Source organism: Sporomusa malonica (assembly GCF_900176355.1).
In the GTDB taxonomy this organism is placed as follows: domain Bacteria; phylum Bacillota; class Negativicutes; order Sporomusales; family Sporomusaceae; genus Sporomusa; species Sporomusa malonica.
Genome location: NZ_FWXI01000009.1, coordinates 103,164 through 118,117, shown reverse-complemented (window position 1 = coordinate 118,117; position 14,954 = coordinate 103,164). Strand labels below are relative to the sequence as shown.

General features: G+C 45.2%; 9 protein-coding genes. 7 read left to right on the top strand and 2 right to left on the bottom strand.

Features of this window, described 5'->3' with window-relative positions:
• Positions 1-213 precede the first annotated feature (213 nt).
• The 3 genes from B9A22_RS12225 to B9A22_RS12215 are packed head-to-tail and all read left to right on the top strand — an operon-like array spanning position 214 to position 2,671.
• Entirely contained in the window at positions 214-504 is a 291-nt protein-coding gene (locus tag B9A22_RS12225) for a FeoA family protein (RefSeq protein WP_245823969.1), read from the top strand.
• Positions 492-1,268 (top strand): FeoB small GTPase domain-containing protein, encoded by a 777-nt coding sequence (locus B9A22_RS12220; protein WP_245823968.1) that lies wholly within the window; start codon positions 492-494, stop codon positions 1,266-1,268. The genes B9A22_RS12225 and B9A22_RS12220 overlap by 13 nt, the downstream gene beginning before the upstream one ends.
• The gene (locus tag B9A22_RS12215; protein WP_084576010.1) at positions 1,265-2,671 is read left to right on the top strand and encodes a nucleoside recognition domain-containing protein; all 1,407 of its coding nucleotides are present in this window, start codon (positions 1,265-1,267) and stop codon (positions 2,669-2,671) included. Before B9A22_RS12220 ends, B9A22_RS12215 begins: the two co-directional genes overlap by 4 nt.
• A gap of 38 nt (positions 2,672-2,709) precedes the next feature.
• Here B9A22_RS12215 and B9A22_RS12210 read toward each other — a convergent pair whose 3' ends face one another.
• On the bottom strand, positions 2,710-3,135 hold the full coding sequence (locus tag B9A22_RS12210) for a metal-dependent transcriptional regulator (protein WP_084576009.1): 426 nt from the start codon (positions 3,133-3,135) through the stop codon (positions 2,710-2,712).
• A 740-nt stretch (positions 3,136-3,875) separates the two neighbouring features.
• On the opposite strand from B9A22_RS12210, the gene nifJ reads away from it, so the two are divergent.
• Positions 3,876-7,421 carry a pyruvate:ferredoxin (flavodoxin) oxidoreductase gene (nifJ, locus tag B9A22_RS12205; RefSeq protein ID WP_084576008.1) on the top strand — a complete coding sequence of 1,182 codons (3,546 nt, stop codon included), beginning with the start codon at positions 3,876-3,878 and terminating at the stop codon, positions 7,419-7,421.
• A 75-nt stretch (positions 7,422-7,496) separates the two neighbouring features.
• Here nifJ and B9A22_RS12200 read toward each other — a convergent pair whose 3' ends face one another.
• Positions 7,497-8,117 carry a HutD/Ves family protein gene (locus B9A22_RS12200; protein WP_084576007.1) on the bottom strand — a complete coding sequence of 207 codons (621 nt, stop codon included), beginning with the start codon at positions 8,115-8,117 and terminating at the stop codon, positions 7,497-7,499.
• A 159-nt stretch (positions 8,118-8,276) separates the two neighbouring features.
• On the opposite strand from B9A22_RS12200, the gene B9A22_RS12195 reads away from it, so the two are divergent.
• From B9A22_RS12195 to hutI, 3 genes are all read left to right on the top strand, one after another.
• The gene (locus B9A22_RS12195; protein ID WP_176215496.1) at positions 8,277-11,369 is read left to right on the top strand and encodes an ATP-binding protein; all 3,093 of its coding nucleotides are present in this window, start codon (positions 8,277-8,279) and stop codon (positions 11,367-11,369) included.
• A 162-nt stretch (positions 11,370-11,531) separates the two neighbouring features.
• Positions 11,532-13,562 (top strand): urocanate hydratase, encoded by a 2,031-nt coding sequence (locus B9A22_RS12190; RefSeq protein WP_084576005.1) that lies wholly within the window; start codon positions 11,532-11,534, stop codon positions 13,560-13,562.
• A gap of 112 nt (positions 13,563-13,674) precedes the next feature.
• Positions 13,675-14,940, top strand: a complete 1,266-nt coding sequence (hutI, locus tag B9A22_RS12185; protein WP_084576004.1) for an imidazolonepropionase — start codon at positions 13,675-13,677, stop codon at positions 14,938-14,940.
• The last annotated feature ends 14 nt before the right edge of the window (positions 14,941-14,954 follow it).

Genomic DNA, 14,954 nt, shown 5'->3' with positions numbered 1-14,954 from the left:
CAAGCCTGCAAGTTTTCATAAACTTGCAGGCTTGTGCTATTGCTATGAAAAAAATACGCCAGATTTGTAACCGGCGGCGAAATCGTTTCATACCATATAACAGATAGCCTGGTAGTTAGCTGAGGCTAAAATTTTTGGTATATCTGTTAGCTACAGCTAACTTATATTTTTTAGCCAGCTGTTAGCTAAGGTTAAGTTAGGGAGGTTGGTACAGTGAGCACTCATCAGATGTCAACAATTGCTCTTTCAGAATTGGCGGTAGGGGCGTCCTGCTTTGTGGCTAGTGTTGAGCTTGAGGGTTTATTGAGACGGCGGATATTAGATTTGGGAATGGTGCCAGGTACACCGATTCGCTGTGTGCGGAAAAGTCCTGCCGGTGATCCGATTGCTTATGCTGTCAGGGGGAGTACCATTGCCCTGCGCAGTGACGATGCCCGCCTTATTCGAGCGTATTTACCAGACGACACACGCACATATGGGGGGAATAAAGAGTGGCACAAGTGATTGATTCTACCATGAGAGTATTGAGGGAACATTTCGGGATTAATACCAGTCCGGGTCAGTTCGTGATTGCACTTGCAGGTAATCCTAACGTTGGCAAAAGTACTGTTTTTAACGCGTTAACCGGTCTAAGGCAACATACCGGCAACTGGCCGGGCAAAACAGTCAATAATGCGCAGGGAACCTTTACTTACAATGATAAATCATTTTTGCTGGTGGATTTACCAGGGACTTATTCCATCTTGGCTCATACGGCAGAAGAGCAGATAGCGCGGGATTTTATCTGTTTTGGCCGTCCTGATGTAACCTTGGTTGTATTAGATGCCACATGCCTTGAAAGAAACCTGAATCTTGCGCTTCAGGTAATTGAAATGACCCCGAATGTCGTTGTTTGTGTCAATCTTATCGATGAAGCCAGAAAGAAAGGAATTCAGGTTAATATTGAGGTGCTGGAAAAAGAACTTGGCGTGCCGGTGGTCGCAACAGCAGCACGCCAAAATGAAGGTCTTGCCCACCTAATATATACCTTGCACCTTGTAGCCACAGGTGAGTGCAAGACCAAGACTAACCAGTTAAAGTATTCATCTGCGGTAGAAGAAGCAGTGCAACTGCTTTTGCCAAGTGTTGATCGCCTTATTGGTAACAAGCTTAATCCCCGGTGGGTGGCGCTCAGGCTTTTAGATGGAGACAGAGCGTTTATTGAAAGCATTGGCATGCACTTAAACTTGACTGATATAAGCGTGACCAAGGAGGCAGCTAACAGATGAAAGACAATGTTAAACCCATGAATACACTGGCACAGTTATGTGCGGAGGCTGATTTTATCCGTCTCCGCCAGGGAAGCACTATGGGCGACAAAATAGTTGCGGATATTTACGCTAACGCCGAGATGATTGCTCAAAAAGCGGTTATAACGCCGGCAGCAGATAAGTCACGCTGGGATAACAGGCTAGACGATATCTTGACATCACGTATCTTTGGCTATCCCATTATGCTGATGCTGCTTGGAATGGTGTTTTGGATTACAATTGAAGGCGCTAACATCCCGTCTGAAATGATTGCAACGGCGCTTTTTAGTTTCCAAGAGCAATTAACCGTATGGTTTCAGGCAGCAGGTGCACCAGCCTGGCTGCACGGCGTACTTGTCCTTGGGCTCTATCGTGCCCTCGCGTGGGTTATCTCGGTAATGCTGCCGCCCATGGCGATATTTTTCCCATTGTTTACTCTTTTGGAGGACTTGGGCTATCTGCCGAGGGTTGCCTTTAATCTTGATAATATGTTTAAACAGTGTAAGGCTTGTGGCAAGCAGATTCTTACGATGTGTATGGGGTTTGGTTGTAACGCTGCAGGAGTAGTCTCCTGCCGAATTATTGACTCGCCCCGGGAACGGCTAATAGCCATTCTGACCAATAATTTTGTACCCTGTAATGGGCGGTTTCCAACTCTCATAGCGATAGCGACCATTTTTGTGGGCGGGGCTTTGGCACCACAGTATGAAACTGCTGCTGTCACAGTTTTTATGACCAGCCTGGTAATGCTGGGGATTGCCTTTACATTTGCGGTATCTTGGCTGCTATCACACACCGTCCTTAAGGGAGAAGCTTCTTCTATGGTATTGGAGCTGCCACCTTACCGGAGGCCGCAAATCGGCGCGGTGATTTACCGGTCCATGATTGACCGCACCCTCTTTGTCCTCAAACGGGCGGTTATTATGGCTGCTCCGGCAGGCGTTCTAACATGGATTCTCGCCAATGTGTACATAGGCGATGGGAGTATTCTGCAGCACCTAGCAGGATGGCTGCAGCCGGTTGCCTACGCGATCGGCCTTGATGGATACATCCTGCTGGCATTTATCTTAGGGCTACCCGCAAATGAGATCGTTGTACCGATTTTGCTTATGAGTTATTTGTCTACCGGGTATATGATTGAACTTGACGAATTGACAGAGTTGCATCGGGTCTTTGTCAGCCATGGCTGGACTTGGTTAACGGCCCTAAACACCATGTTATTCTGCCTGCTTCACTGGCCGTGTACAACGGCGCTACTTTCAACTTATAAGGAATCAGGCAGCGCTAAGTGGACGTTATTAGCCTTCTTGCTGCCGACAGTAGCTGGTTTTGCTGTATGTTTTGTGGTTGCTCAGTCGGCTCGTCTTTTAGGATTAGTATAATATTCCTTGGCAGGGGCGGTAGAAAGCCCCTGCCATATCTATGAATCTGTCATGTGGCAGCTTTCAAGAAATGTGTATAACTGCTGATAAACATCAGGATTTTTTCGCATGAAGGCTACCAATGCTTGAATTGACCCAATGGTGGATTTAGACAGGTAGTGCTCGATTGCTTCGGCTTCGGCAGCAATGTTGCAGTTAGCGCGAAGCATTATTAAAAATTCTTGAATAATTTGGTTGCGGCGGACGAGGAATTTGCCGGTTTCGATGCCTGTCGCAGTCAGGCCGATATGGCCATATTTTTGGTAGGTGATGTAGTTGAGCGCTTTGAGTTTACGCATTGCTTTGGTAACAGAGGGTAAAGAAACGTTCAGTTTATGACTGATATCGGTAACCCGTACAACACCGAGACTGGTGTGAAAACGGTAAATTTCTTCCAGATAGTCTTCCAGGCTTGGCGAAAGCATACTCACCCCTCCGCGAACCGTTATACAGTGTTAGATCAAATAATTAGCAATTGAAAAAAATTCTCAGTGGGTTGTTTTGGTAACTTAATATATACTATGATGAACTACAGAATATTGAACCGTTTGCGGTGAAAAAAGAAAAGTACAATCAATAAAATGCAAAAAAAGTCTGAGGAAGAGACTTTTTTGCTGCTAGTCAATCAGGTGTTTGGCTATGGATCTAGTGAAAAAAATAATTAATGCAAAAGTATAAATATTAGCATTTATCTGCAGGATTTTGTTGGCAGGAGTCGAATGACATTATAAGAGAGTGGTCAGACCACCAGACCATAATACAATGATCCATAGCCGTCACCTAGGAGATAGGTTGCTCAAAGTTTTGTTATTATACCAAACTTTATTAAGGTCTAAATAAACCAAATATGAAGATTTTTAAATCTATTTTAAAAAATCAGAAAATATTATAACAAATATATAGAGAAAAATCAAATGAAATGTTATAGTTTTCACAAAAAAAGATCGAAAATCTGCTATTTTTTCGTAAAAATTTCATATTCTAGCAGGATTTAGAAGCATGTTGAAAGAAAGTATAGAATATACCAAAGCATGCTTAGCAACAGAAGCTTTTTTTTTGTTGCAAATGAATTATACTCTTTGTTCTTGGCTAGTTATTAGTGTCTCTTCGTCAGGTAACTTCGGATAGACGCTATTCTAATATTAAAAGAAGGAAGGGATCCCCGATGGCAAAAATGAAAACTATGGATGGCAACGCCGCAGCAGCTCACGTAGCCTATGCGTTTACAGAAGTTGCAGCAATTTATCCAATCACACCGTCATCCAACATGGCAGAGAACGTTGACACTTGGGCATCAGAAGGGCGCAAGAATATCTTTGGGCAAACAGTACGGGTTGTTGAAATGCAATCTGAGGCTGGTGCAGCTGGCGCTGTACATGGTTCACTGCAAGCCGGCGCTCTGACTACTACTTTTACTGCTTCTCAAGGTCTACTCTTAATGATTCCTAACATGTACAAAATTGCAGGGGAACTGTTGCCCGGCGTATTACATGTAAGTGCTCGTGCCGTGGCCGCTTCAGCACTCAATATTTTTGGCGATCACCAGGATGTAATGGCGACCCGTCAGACCGGTTTCGCCTTGCTTGCTGAAAGCAGTGTACAACAGGTAATGGACCTGGCAGCCGTTGCCCATTTGGCCGCTATCGAAGGCCGTATTCCATTCCTGAACTTTTTCGATGGATTCCGGAATTCTCATGAGATTCAAAAGATCGAAACCTGGGATTATGATGACTTAGCTAAACTTGTTAATAAAGACGCTTTGGCAGATTTCCGGAAACGGGCTCTCAATCCTAACCATCCGGTCACCAGGGGTACCGCCCAAAACCCGGATATCTACTTCCAGGGCCGCGAAGTTTCTAACGAATATTACGAGGCACTACCGGAAATTGTCGAAAAGTATATGGAAAAAGTCAAAGAAGTTACCGGCAGGGAATATCACCTGTTTGACTACTATGGTGCGCCTGATGCTGATCGTTTGATTGTTGCCATGGGTTCTGTTTGTGAAACTATTGAGGAAACCATTGATTATTTGAATGCCAATGGTGAAAAAGTAGGTCTACTTACCGTTCACCTCTATCGTCCTTTTTCCATTGCGCACTTCATGAAATACATTCCTAAGACTGTTACAAAAATCGCTGTTCTTGACCGTACCAAAGAACCAGGCTGTGCTGGCGAACCGTTATACCTTGATGTTAAAAATGCGTTTTATCGCAAAGACTGGCAGCCGGTTATTGTTGGCGGCCGCTACGGTCTGGGTTCAAAAGATGTTGTTCCGTCCCACATTGCTGCCGTTTATGAAAACCTTAAAGCCAACGAACCAAAGGATGGCTTTACTATTGGTATTATCGATGATGTCACCAATACTTCCCTGCCTCTGGGCGCAGATATCGATGCCACACCGGCAGGAACTCGGGCATGTAAATTCTGGGGTCTGGGTTCTGACGGTACCGTTGGCGCCAACAAGATGGCTATTAAAATCATCGGTGACAAAACTGACTTGTATGCGCAAGGCTATTTCGCTTATGACTCCAAGAAGTCAGGCGGCATAACTGTTTCCCACCTGCGTTTCGGCAAAAAGCCTATTAAATCCCCTTATCTCATTAATAAAGCTGATTTTATTGCCTGCCACAACCAATCCTATGTTTCAAAATATGATGTTCTGGATGGCTTAAAAGCAAATGGTGCTTTCTTGCTCAACTGCATTTGGGATGAGAAGGAACTGGAAGAAAATCTGCCTGCAAGTGTAAAGAGATTTATCGCTAACAACAATATCAACTTCTACACCATTAACGCGGTGCAAATAGCCAGAGAAATCGGACTCGGTGGCCGTATCAACATGATTATGCAATCGGCGTTCTTCAAATTAGCTGACATCATTCCTGTTGAAGAGGCTATAAAACATCTTAAAAATTCAGTTGTCGATGAGTATGGCCTAAAGGGCGAAAAAATTGTCAATATGAACTTTGCTGCTATCGACAAAGGCGTAAACGCTATGGTAAAAATAACTGTTCCCGAATCCTGGAAGGATGCGAAAGACGCAGAAGTTGCTACCAAAGAAGTGCCTGAGTTCATTAAGAAGGTTGTTATCCCGATGAACCGCACCGAAGGCGACAAACTGCCTGTTAGTGTTCTTAAGGAAATGGGTATTACAGACGGAACTTTCCCGATGGGAACTGCTGCCTATGAAAAACGTGGCATTGCCGTAGAGGTTCCTGCATGGGATGCTGAAAAGTGCATCCAGTGTAACCAGTGTTCTTTTGTTTGTCCGCACGCTTGTATCAGGCCGGTGCTTGCAAATGAAGAGGAAGTCAAAAACGCTCCTGCCGGCTTCAATACCAAGAAAGCTACCGGTGCCGCTGATCTCCAATTCCGTATCGCTGTATCGCCGTTAGACTGCACTGGTTGCGGTAACTGCGTTCAAGTTTGTCCAGCCAAAGAAAAAGCTATAACTATGGAGCCGATTGGAAGCCAAATGGCTCAGGCAGATCTTTGGGATTATGCCATGACGCTCTCCAAGAAGCCTAACCCGGTAAATAAAGAAACCGTAAAGGGTAGCCAATTCGAAACTCCGTACCTTGAGTTCTCTGGTGCTTGCGCAGGCTGTCTGGAAACTGCCTATGCTAAGCTTGTAACCCAACTGTTCGGTGACCGCATGATGATTGCCAATGCGACCGGTTGCTCCTCCATCTGGGGTGCTTCTGCGCCAGCAACTCCGTACTGCACTGATAAATGTGGCCACGGCCCAGCTTGGGCGAACTCCCTGTTCGAAGACAATGCCGAATTTGGCTTGGGCATGCAAGTCGGTGTGAATCAAATTCGCCAGCGGCTGGCAGCCAAGGTAAGCGAGGCACTGACTAGTGCTAGCGGTGATGTAAAAGTAGCGCTTGAGGAATGGCTGGCCAAGAAAGATATTGGCGCCGGTTCCCGTGAAAGAGCTGATAAACTCAGCGCAGCTCTGAAGAACGCTAAAGGCTCCAACGCACTCCTTGACGAAATTGATGGTTACCAAGACTTCTTTGTTAAACGTTCCCAGTGGATTTTTGGTGGCGACGGCTGGGCGTATGATATCGGATACGGCGGTCTGGACCATGTCCTGGCTTCTGGTGAAGATGTCAACGTGTTTGTGTTTGACACCGAGGTTTATTCCAATACCGGCGGTCAGTCCTCAAAATCTACGCCAACTGCTGCTATTGCCCAGTTTGCGGCCAGTGGTAAGCGGACTAAGAAAAAAGACCTTGGCATGATGGCCATGAGCTATGGTTATGTTTATGTAGCTCAAGTCTGCATGGGTTCTGACAAAGCACAGACTCTTAAAGCAATTGCTGAAGCGGAAGCATATCCAGGACCATCCCTCATCATCGCTTACTCCCCATGTATCAACCATGGCTTGAAAGTAGGTATGGGTAACAGCCAGCTTGAGTGCAAACGCGCTGTCGAAGCCGGTTACTGGTCCATGTATCGCTACAATCCAGCCCTCAAAGAGCTTGGCAAGAATCCGTTCAGCCTTGATTCTAAAGAACCTACAGCCGACTTCAAAGAGTTCCTCATGGGCGAAGTGCGGTATTCCTCGCTCAAAAAGCTGTTCCCTGAACAGGCCGACGAATTGTTTGACAAAACAGCTAAAGACGCAGCTGAAAGACGCGACTCATATAAGCGCTTAGCAAAAATGTATAACGAGGCTATAGCAGAAGCAGCTGCTGCCAAAGAATAAAACAGTTAAAGTCTAAAAAATTGTAAGAAAAGAAAGCACTATTTGCCCGTTCAGGGCAAATAGTGCTTTCTTAATTTAATAATATTTTATGTCTGCTTTAATTATATAGGCTTGACTATTTCCAGTATTAGCGATAGTAATCGAGAGGTTCTCAGGGTATTTGTTAGGGCTTAGCAGCAGCAAGTCTCCTTGGGTTAGCTCATATATGTCTGTATCGTCAATAGTAATACTTAACTTACCAACGACACAATAGAAGGCAGAAGTCATTTTGGAATAACGGTCAGGGTTTGGATTATGTATGGTCATTTTGCTGCTAGTTTTTTCTTTAATTTCGATAGCCATTAATTCCCCGGAACAACCTTCTGCCATCATCAGATTGAAATCACGTACTTTACCCAAACTTGTCGTTGTCCAGTCGCCGCTGAAGCTGTCCTGTTCAAATGGTTTTAGATATACACTGTGGTGGCCTGTATGCTCGAGTTTCATTTCACCTTCAAGTACCATGATCAGCCGCCAAATCCCGGGTAAAGAGGTGAAAGTCGATTCTTCCAAATCTACGCGGGCTGAACTAAGACGCCACATAAAGTTCTTCTCGCTATAGATGGCATCTTTGGGATAAATGGCGATTTGCGTTGTTGTACCGCCAGACCAATTACTAGTGGTTTGCTCATTTTGTTTTATTAACTCGACTATCATAGTTTTCTCCTCTCAATAAGCACAAATACAGATTGATTGTATCAATATTTGAATAATTTGGCTATCTATAAATTGTAATGACAGGATTTGTACCAGTACGTGTCGAAAAGTCTGTGCAAAGCGTACATAATATAAAGCATGGGTACGAGGATTGATGATATGAATGAGTTAGCTGCGGTTTTATTGGGGAGTCCCGAAATATATTGGAATGGAAAACGGCTGTTTTTTCCTTTTGCTAAGATGGAAGCATTGTTGTATTACCTATTAGTTAAAAAAAATTCTTCAAGGGAAGAATTAGCAGCATTGTTGTGGCAAGATATGGAGGAAAAGGCTGCTAAACAGAATCTACGCAACACACTATATCTGCTAAAGAAGCTGACAACAGAAGATTTAGTATTAACACCTTCACGGACGAATATTTTATTAAATACCGGGGCAGTCAGTATTACTACAGATATTCAAGAATTTTACGCAGTCTCACCAGAAGAGTCGCTGGTATTATATAGAGGGGAATTTTTAGCAGGCTTTACCTGTAAAGACGCAGAGGACTTTGAAGCTTGGGTAAGCAGACAGCGGGAGAGTTGCAAAGAGGACATGATTGCGCGGCTTACCAAGGTCATTGTAAGCCAGCTAAACAATAAAGATTATAGCGCAACTGAGCGCTATCTTAAGCAGCTCATTGTGCTGGATGAGTATAATGAGAGTGCTTACAGAACACTGATGAAGGTTTACGAGCGAGCCGGCGTTTTTAATAAGTCAATTGAACTCTATGACTCTCTAAAGAGAAAGCTTAGCAGTGAATTGGGAATTAGCCCACAAGACAAGACAAAAGAAGCGTATGAACGCGTTAGGTCGAAAATACTCAACCATCTTGCTGAGCCTGCTGAACAAACTGCAGAGAGTTTTTTTGGGCGTGAACGGGAATTTCAATGGCTGAAAAGTATTGTAGCTGATTTTTGTGCAGGCTGCTCTCAGAGTGTACTTACTATTTTAAGTGGGGAGCAAGGAGTCGGGAAAACAGCAATTGTCCAGCGACTGCAGGAAAATATAGCTGCCGACAGCATAACGGTTTTAAGAACCCAGTGTTATCAAGCTGAGCAAGATTATCCATATAAGGCCTGGAATAACATCTTCTGCCAGGCAATGGATTTGTTGACACAGCAAGGTGTAGTGTTACCTGCTGTCTGGTATCAGGTTATTTCCTATGTTTTTCCGGCAGTTCTCAGTAATAATGCGATTGCCTGTCAGAGCCAGACGCCCAATGGGTATAATATTCACTCAGGTATGATTGAAGAGGTTATGTGCAGTATATTGGGGAAGATTGCCGCCCATAGAAAAGTCTTACTGATTGTCGATGATGTTCAATGGCTGGATACTCAAGGCCTGTCAGTATTACGCCAACTGCTGCGGGCACCGAAGCAGCAAATTTTGTGTATTACAACTTGCCGGAGCGAATATCAGGAACAGGTCGAGCTGTTTATCCGGGATTTTAGCCGGAACGGCTTGGTTGAGCACCTGATAATAGAAAATTTTAGCCTGGAGGAAGTAGCCAGATTTTCTGAGCAGATGCTCCCGGCAGATAAAATAACTGCCAGCCTTCAGCAAAAACTGTATGAGTATACTGACGGAAACGCCTTGTTCTTAGTTGAGAGCTTTAAGCTGATTAAGATGGGACAAAATGTGAACCGGCTGTCACCACGCCTGCGGAGTGTCTTGCATGAGCAGGTTAATGCTCTGTCTGATAACGCCAGAAAGGTGCTTGATGTTATTTCAGCTTTCTTCAACAATGTCGGTTATAATGAGCTCTTAGCTGTGTGCGGGATGAACGAGTTTGAAATAGTGGAAGCAATCGAGGAACTGCAGCACAAGCGCTTAATCCAGGAAATTGATGGTGCAAGCCCAGGGCTAAGAGGGCCGGTATATAAATATAATCATATTCGCATCAGAAGCTACGTATATGCTGAACTATCATCTTCCAGGAAAAGGATGATCCACAAGCGGGCAGGCAGCTATTTAGAAGACCTGATGAATAAAGATTCATGCGGACGGGATTTATGCTCTGAAATCCTATACCACTATTCTCAGATTGATGAAAAAATAAAGGTACTTGAATATACAATTAAGATTGCAGAAAGATATTGTTGTCCACAGTATGAATTATTTCCTGAATTTAGTGAAACGTATAGTGGTAATGGTTTTATTTTTGAAAACAAACTGCAGATCATGGGCTATCTGGATAAGATCCAAGTGCTGCTTGCTGCTTTAGGAGAGGGGCAGGTATCCCAGGAGAGCTTAAGCCGGTTTAGGGCAGCGTATCTTGAGATGTTGGGCCGCTTTCATATATGGCGCGGGGATCATCTGAGCGGCTTAAAAGCCATCCATCAGATGCTGCGCCTTTCGTCAAAGAAAGGGTTCACTGACTATTTAATAAAAGGTTATCAACAAGTCGTATATTGTGCGATTCAAATTCGCAACCCTAAACTTATTGAACTTTTTGCCAATAAGCTGTTACAAACGGCAAAGGACGCCAATTTAGAAGAAAAAAGGGCTGCGACACAGAGGTTTCTTGGTATTTCTTATGCTTTACGCCAGGATAAAGGCTTGGCAGAGCAGTGTTACCGTCAATCAATTTCTCACTACAAGCGCCTGGGAGAAAGACGGGGTGAGTTTAACTTACATATTGCCGCCAGCTATAACTATATCGGAGATTTAAGGCGAATGGAGGCTGAGTTGGCCGAGGCGCTTTATTATTATGAACAAGCAATAAGGGTTGCCGGGCGAAGCAATATAAGTGCCGGTGTTGCCATCTTTCTGATCAATGCAGGACATACGGCCTATGACTTGGGGGAATACGGAAAGGCTTTTGCGTATTTGGAAGATGCACTGACCCTTGAAGAACAGTTTGGCGAGTATCAGGGCTTTTGGTGCCTTAGAAGCTTTTGTACGTTGCACACCCTACTTGCCTTACTAGCTGTTAGAGATAACTGTTTGCATAAAGGGCGCAGTTACCTGGAAAAAGCAGATGGTTTCCTCCAGCGTTACCATGACAATTATCAAGCTGGGCTTACAGCAAGAGCAAAGTTGGAGATTGGTATCAGGATGCAGCAAGATACTCGGGTAAAAGCAGTTTTTGCAGACTATTTACCATTCCCAATTGAGGAATACTACCGGCAAGGTAAGACTACTTTTAATAAAATAGGGAATAAGTTTGAGCAAATAATGCTGGACAAGGTGTATGCGGAGGTCAAATAAAGCGTAAGGAATACTTGGGAAGATCAAGACCGCAGTGTTGGTTTTGGTCTTCCTTAAAACTATATAGGTTCATAAACTTGTTTTGACGTTTTGTTGACGCACCGTATGCTATATTGTTTTTAAAAGTAAGATACTTATAAAGCCATGTTTGGAGGGGTAATTATGTCTATTAGTAATAATGGGATTAGTAATGCTATGCAAATCAAGCTGGATAATGTGCTGCCAGAAATGCCGGTATTTGAAGCTGGAATTCGACGTGCACCCAATAGAGGGTTTCGTTTGACTCAGGCACAGACAAAAGTGGCCTTGAAAAATGCACTGCGCTATGTGCCAGAAGAGTTGCATAATGTATTGGCTCCTGAGTTTATGGTGGAACTGCGTACACTCGGCAGGATTTATGCTTATCGGTATATGCCAAAGGAAAAAATTTGCGGTAAACCAATTAATGAATATAAAGGCAATTGCGTAGAGGGCAAGGCTTTCCAGGTAATGATAGAGAACAACTTAGACCCAGCAGTTGCTCTTTATCCGTATGAGCTTGTTACCTATGGTGAAACAGGGAGCGTATGCCAAAACTGGCTGCAGTACCAGCTTATCAAAAAATATCTCGAAGTCATGACTAACCATCAGACGCTTGTTGTTGAATCCGGTCATCCGCTAGGGTTATTCCCCTCACGCCCGGAAGCCCCCAGGGTAATTATAACTAATGCGCTAATGATTGGTATGTTTGATAACCAGGATGACTGGGAAATTGCCGAACAAATGGGTGTGGCTAATTATGGCCAGATGACTGCAGGCGGCTGGATGTATATTGGACCGCAAGGAATTGTGCACGGCACTTTTAATACCCTTCTTACCGCAGGCCGAAAACGTTTGGGCGTACCGGCGGACGGAGATCTTCGCGGTCATTTGTTTGTTTCTTCAGGACTAGGCGGCATGAGCGGCGCCCAGCCTAAAGCCATTGAGATTGCGGGCGGTGTGGGTATTGTTGCCGAGGTGGACTATTCAAGGATCAAAACGCGCTATGATCAAGGGTGGGTCAGCAAAATTTCCTCAGATTTAGATGAAGTTTTTAACCTGGCAGAAGAGTACCAAACAAAAAAAGAGCCGATATCTATTGCCTACCACGGCAATGTTGTGGATTTATTGGAGTATGCAGTCAAACACAATAAACAGATTCCGCTGCTTTCTGACCAGACTTCCTGTCATGTAGCCTATGATGGCGGCTATTGTCCGCAAGGATTGAGTTTTGAAGAACGGACCAATCTCCTGGCAGCAGACCGGAAGCAGTTCCGTGAATTGGTTGATAGGAGCTTGCAGCGCCATTTTGAACTTATTAAGATACTGGCAGAACGGGGAACCTATTTCTTTGATTACGGCAACGCCTTCTTAAAAGCTGTGTATGATGCTGGTGTTAAAGAGGTTGCCAAGAATGGCTACGACGAGCGGGATGGCTTTATTTTCCCGTCATATGTCGAAGATATCATGGGCCCGGAACTGTTTGATTACGGTTATGGACCTTTCCGCTGGGTTTGCCTGAGCGGTGATCCGGAGGATTTGCGTAAGACTGACAGGGCTGCGATGGAGTGCATTGACCCAAACAGGCGCGGCCAAGACCGTGATAACTACATTTGGATTCGTGATGCTGAACAAAATAAACTGGTAGTAGGGACTCAAGCGCGGATCTTGTATCAGGACGCTGAAGGGCGTCTCAAGATTGCTCTGAAATTTAATGATATGGTTCGCAATAAAGAAATCGGGACTGTTATGCTGGGACGCGACCATCATGATGTCAGCGGTACAGACTCACCATTCAGGGAGACTGCCAACATCAAGGATGGCAGCAATATTATGGCAGATATGGCAGTACAGTGTTTTGCCGGTAATGCGGCAAGGGGCATGAGCCTTGTTGCTTTGCATAATGGTGGCGGTGTTGGGATTGGTAAATCTATCAATGGTGGTTTTGGCATGGTGCTAGACGGCAGCGAGCGGGTTGATGAGATTTTGCGCCAGGCAATGCTGTGGGATGTTATTGGCGGTGTGGCCCGCCGGGCGTGGGCCAGAAACGAACATTCAATTGAAACCATTGTAGAATTCAACCAGCAGTATGCTGGTAAAGGCCATGCAACACTGCCTTATATTCCGGCGGAAAGCCTAATTGACAGCATTGTTGACAAAGTGTTTGCAAAGTAGGCGCCGAACATCATATTTATATATTCCGCAGTAAAGGATTTTGCAGGCGCATGCAGTCGGTGCATTGCCTGCAAAATCTTAATGCGTTGTATATGTAAGAAGGAGCAGAAAGATGTCAGGTAAAAAATTGCTGATTAAACATGCGGCAGAACTAGTTACTTGTGTCGGATCAGCCCCAAAGCAGGGGCAGGCTATGAGCGATATCGGGATTATTCCGGACGGTGCACTGCTTGCTGAGGATGGCAAGATTATCTGGGTGGGGCCTACAGCAGAACTGCCTGCGCTTGACGAAAGCCAGTGGGAGGTAATTGACGCAGCCGGGCAGTGTGTTATGCCAGGGTTTGTTGATTCTCACACGCACATGGTATTTGGCGGCTATCGGGCAGAGGAGTTTTTCTGGCGTTTGGGAGGTACACCCTACCTGGAAATATTAGAGCGTGGCGGCGGAATCTTGAACACTGTGCAGGCAACCCGGGCGGCTGGTTTAGAGGAATTGAAGGAACTGGCCGGGCGGCGGCTGGCTGGTATGCTGGCTATGGGTGTAACTACGGTGGAGGGCAAGAGTGGCTATGGCCTGGATAAAGAAACTGAATTACGGCAACTGGCCGTTATGTCTGAACTCAACCGGGAACAGCCTGTAGAAATAGTACCAACCTTTATGGGGGCACATGCAGTGCCGCCCGAATATAAAGGACGTACAGATGAGTACGTTGAGTACATTATTAAAGATGTTTTGCCTGCCGTGGCTGAGCAGGGGATTGCCGAGTTCTGTGATGTATTCTGCGAGCAGGGTGTATTCTCGCTAGCCCAGTCCCGGCGACTGCTGGAAGCTGCAAAAAATCTGGGCTTAAAAGCCAAGTTGCATGCGGATGAGATTGTCCCTTTAGGTGGGGCAGAGCTGGCTGCAGAGCTGGATGCTTGTTCTGCTGACCATCTGCTGCAGGCATCAGATGCTGGCATTGAAGCTTTGGGAAGAAAAAGCACGGTAGCTACCCTGCTGCCAATGACCGCATTTTGCTTGCGCGAGCCATATGCACGCGCCCGGGCAATGATTGACGGCGGGGCTGCTGTGGCGCTGGCGACAGACTACAATCCTGGCAGTTGCTTTAGCCATTCTATCCCGCTGGTGGCATCTCTTGCTGCAATTCAGTTAGGGATGAAACCGGCCGAGATTGTGACGGCACTGACCATTAATGGTGCGGCAGCAGTAAGCCGGGCAGATCGGGTTGGCAGTCTGGAGATCGGTAAACAAGCCGATGTTGTAATTCTGGAATATCCATCACACCTGTTTTTGGTGTATCATGCCGGTATGAACATTGTGGACAAAGTGATAAAACATGGACAGCTTATTTGGAATAAAGCTGTCCAATACAACTAGAAAGGAAGTTATAA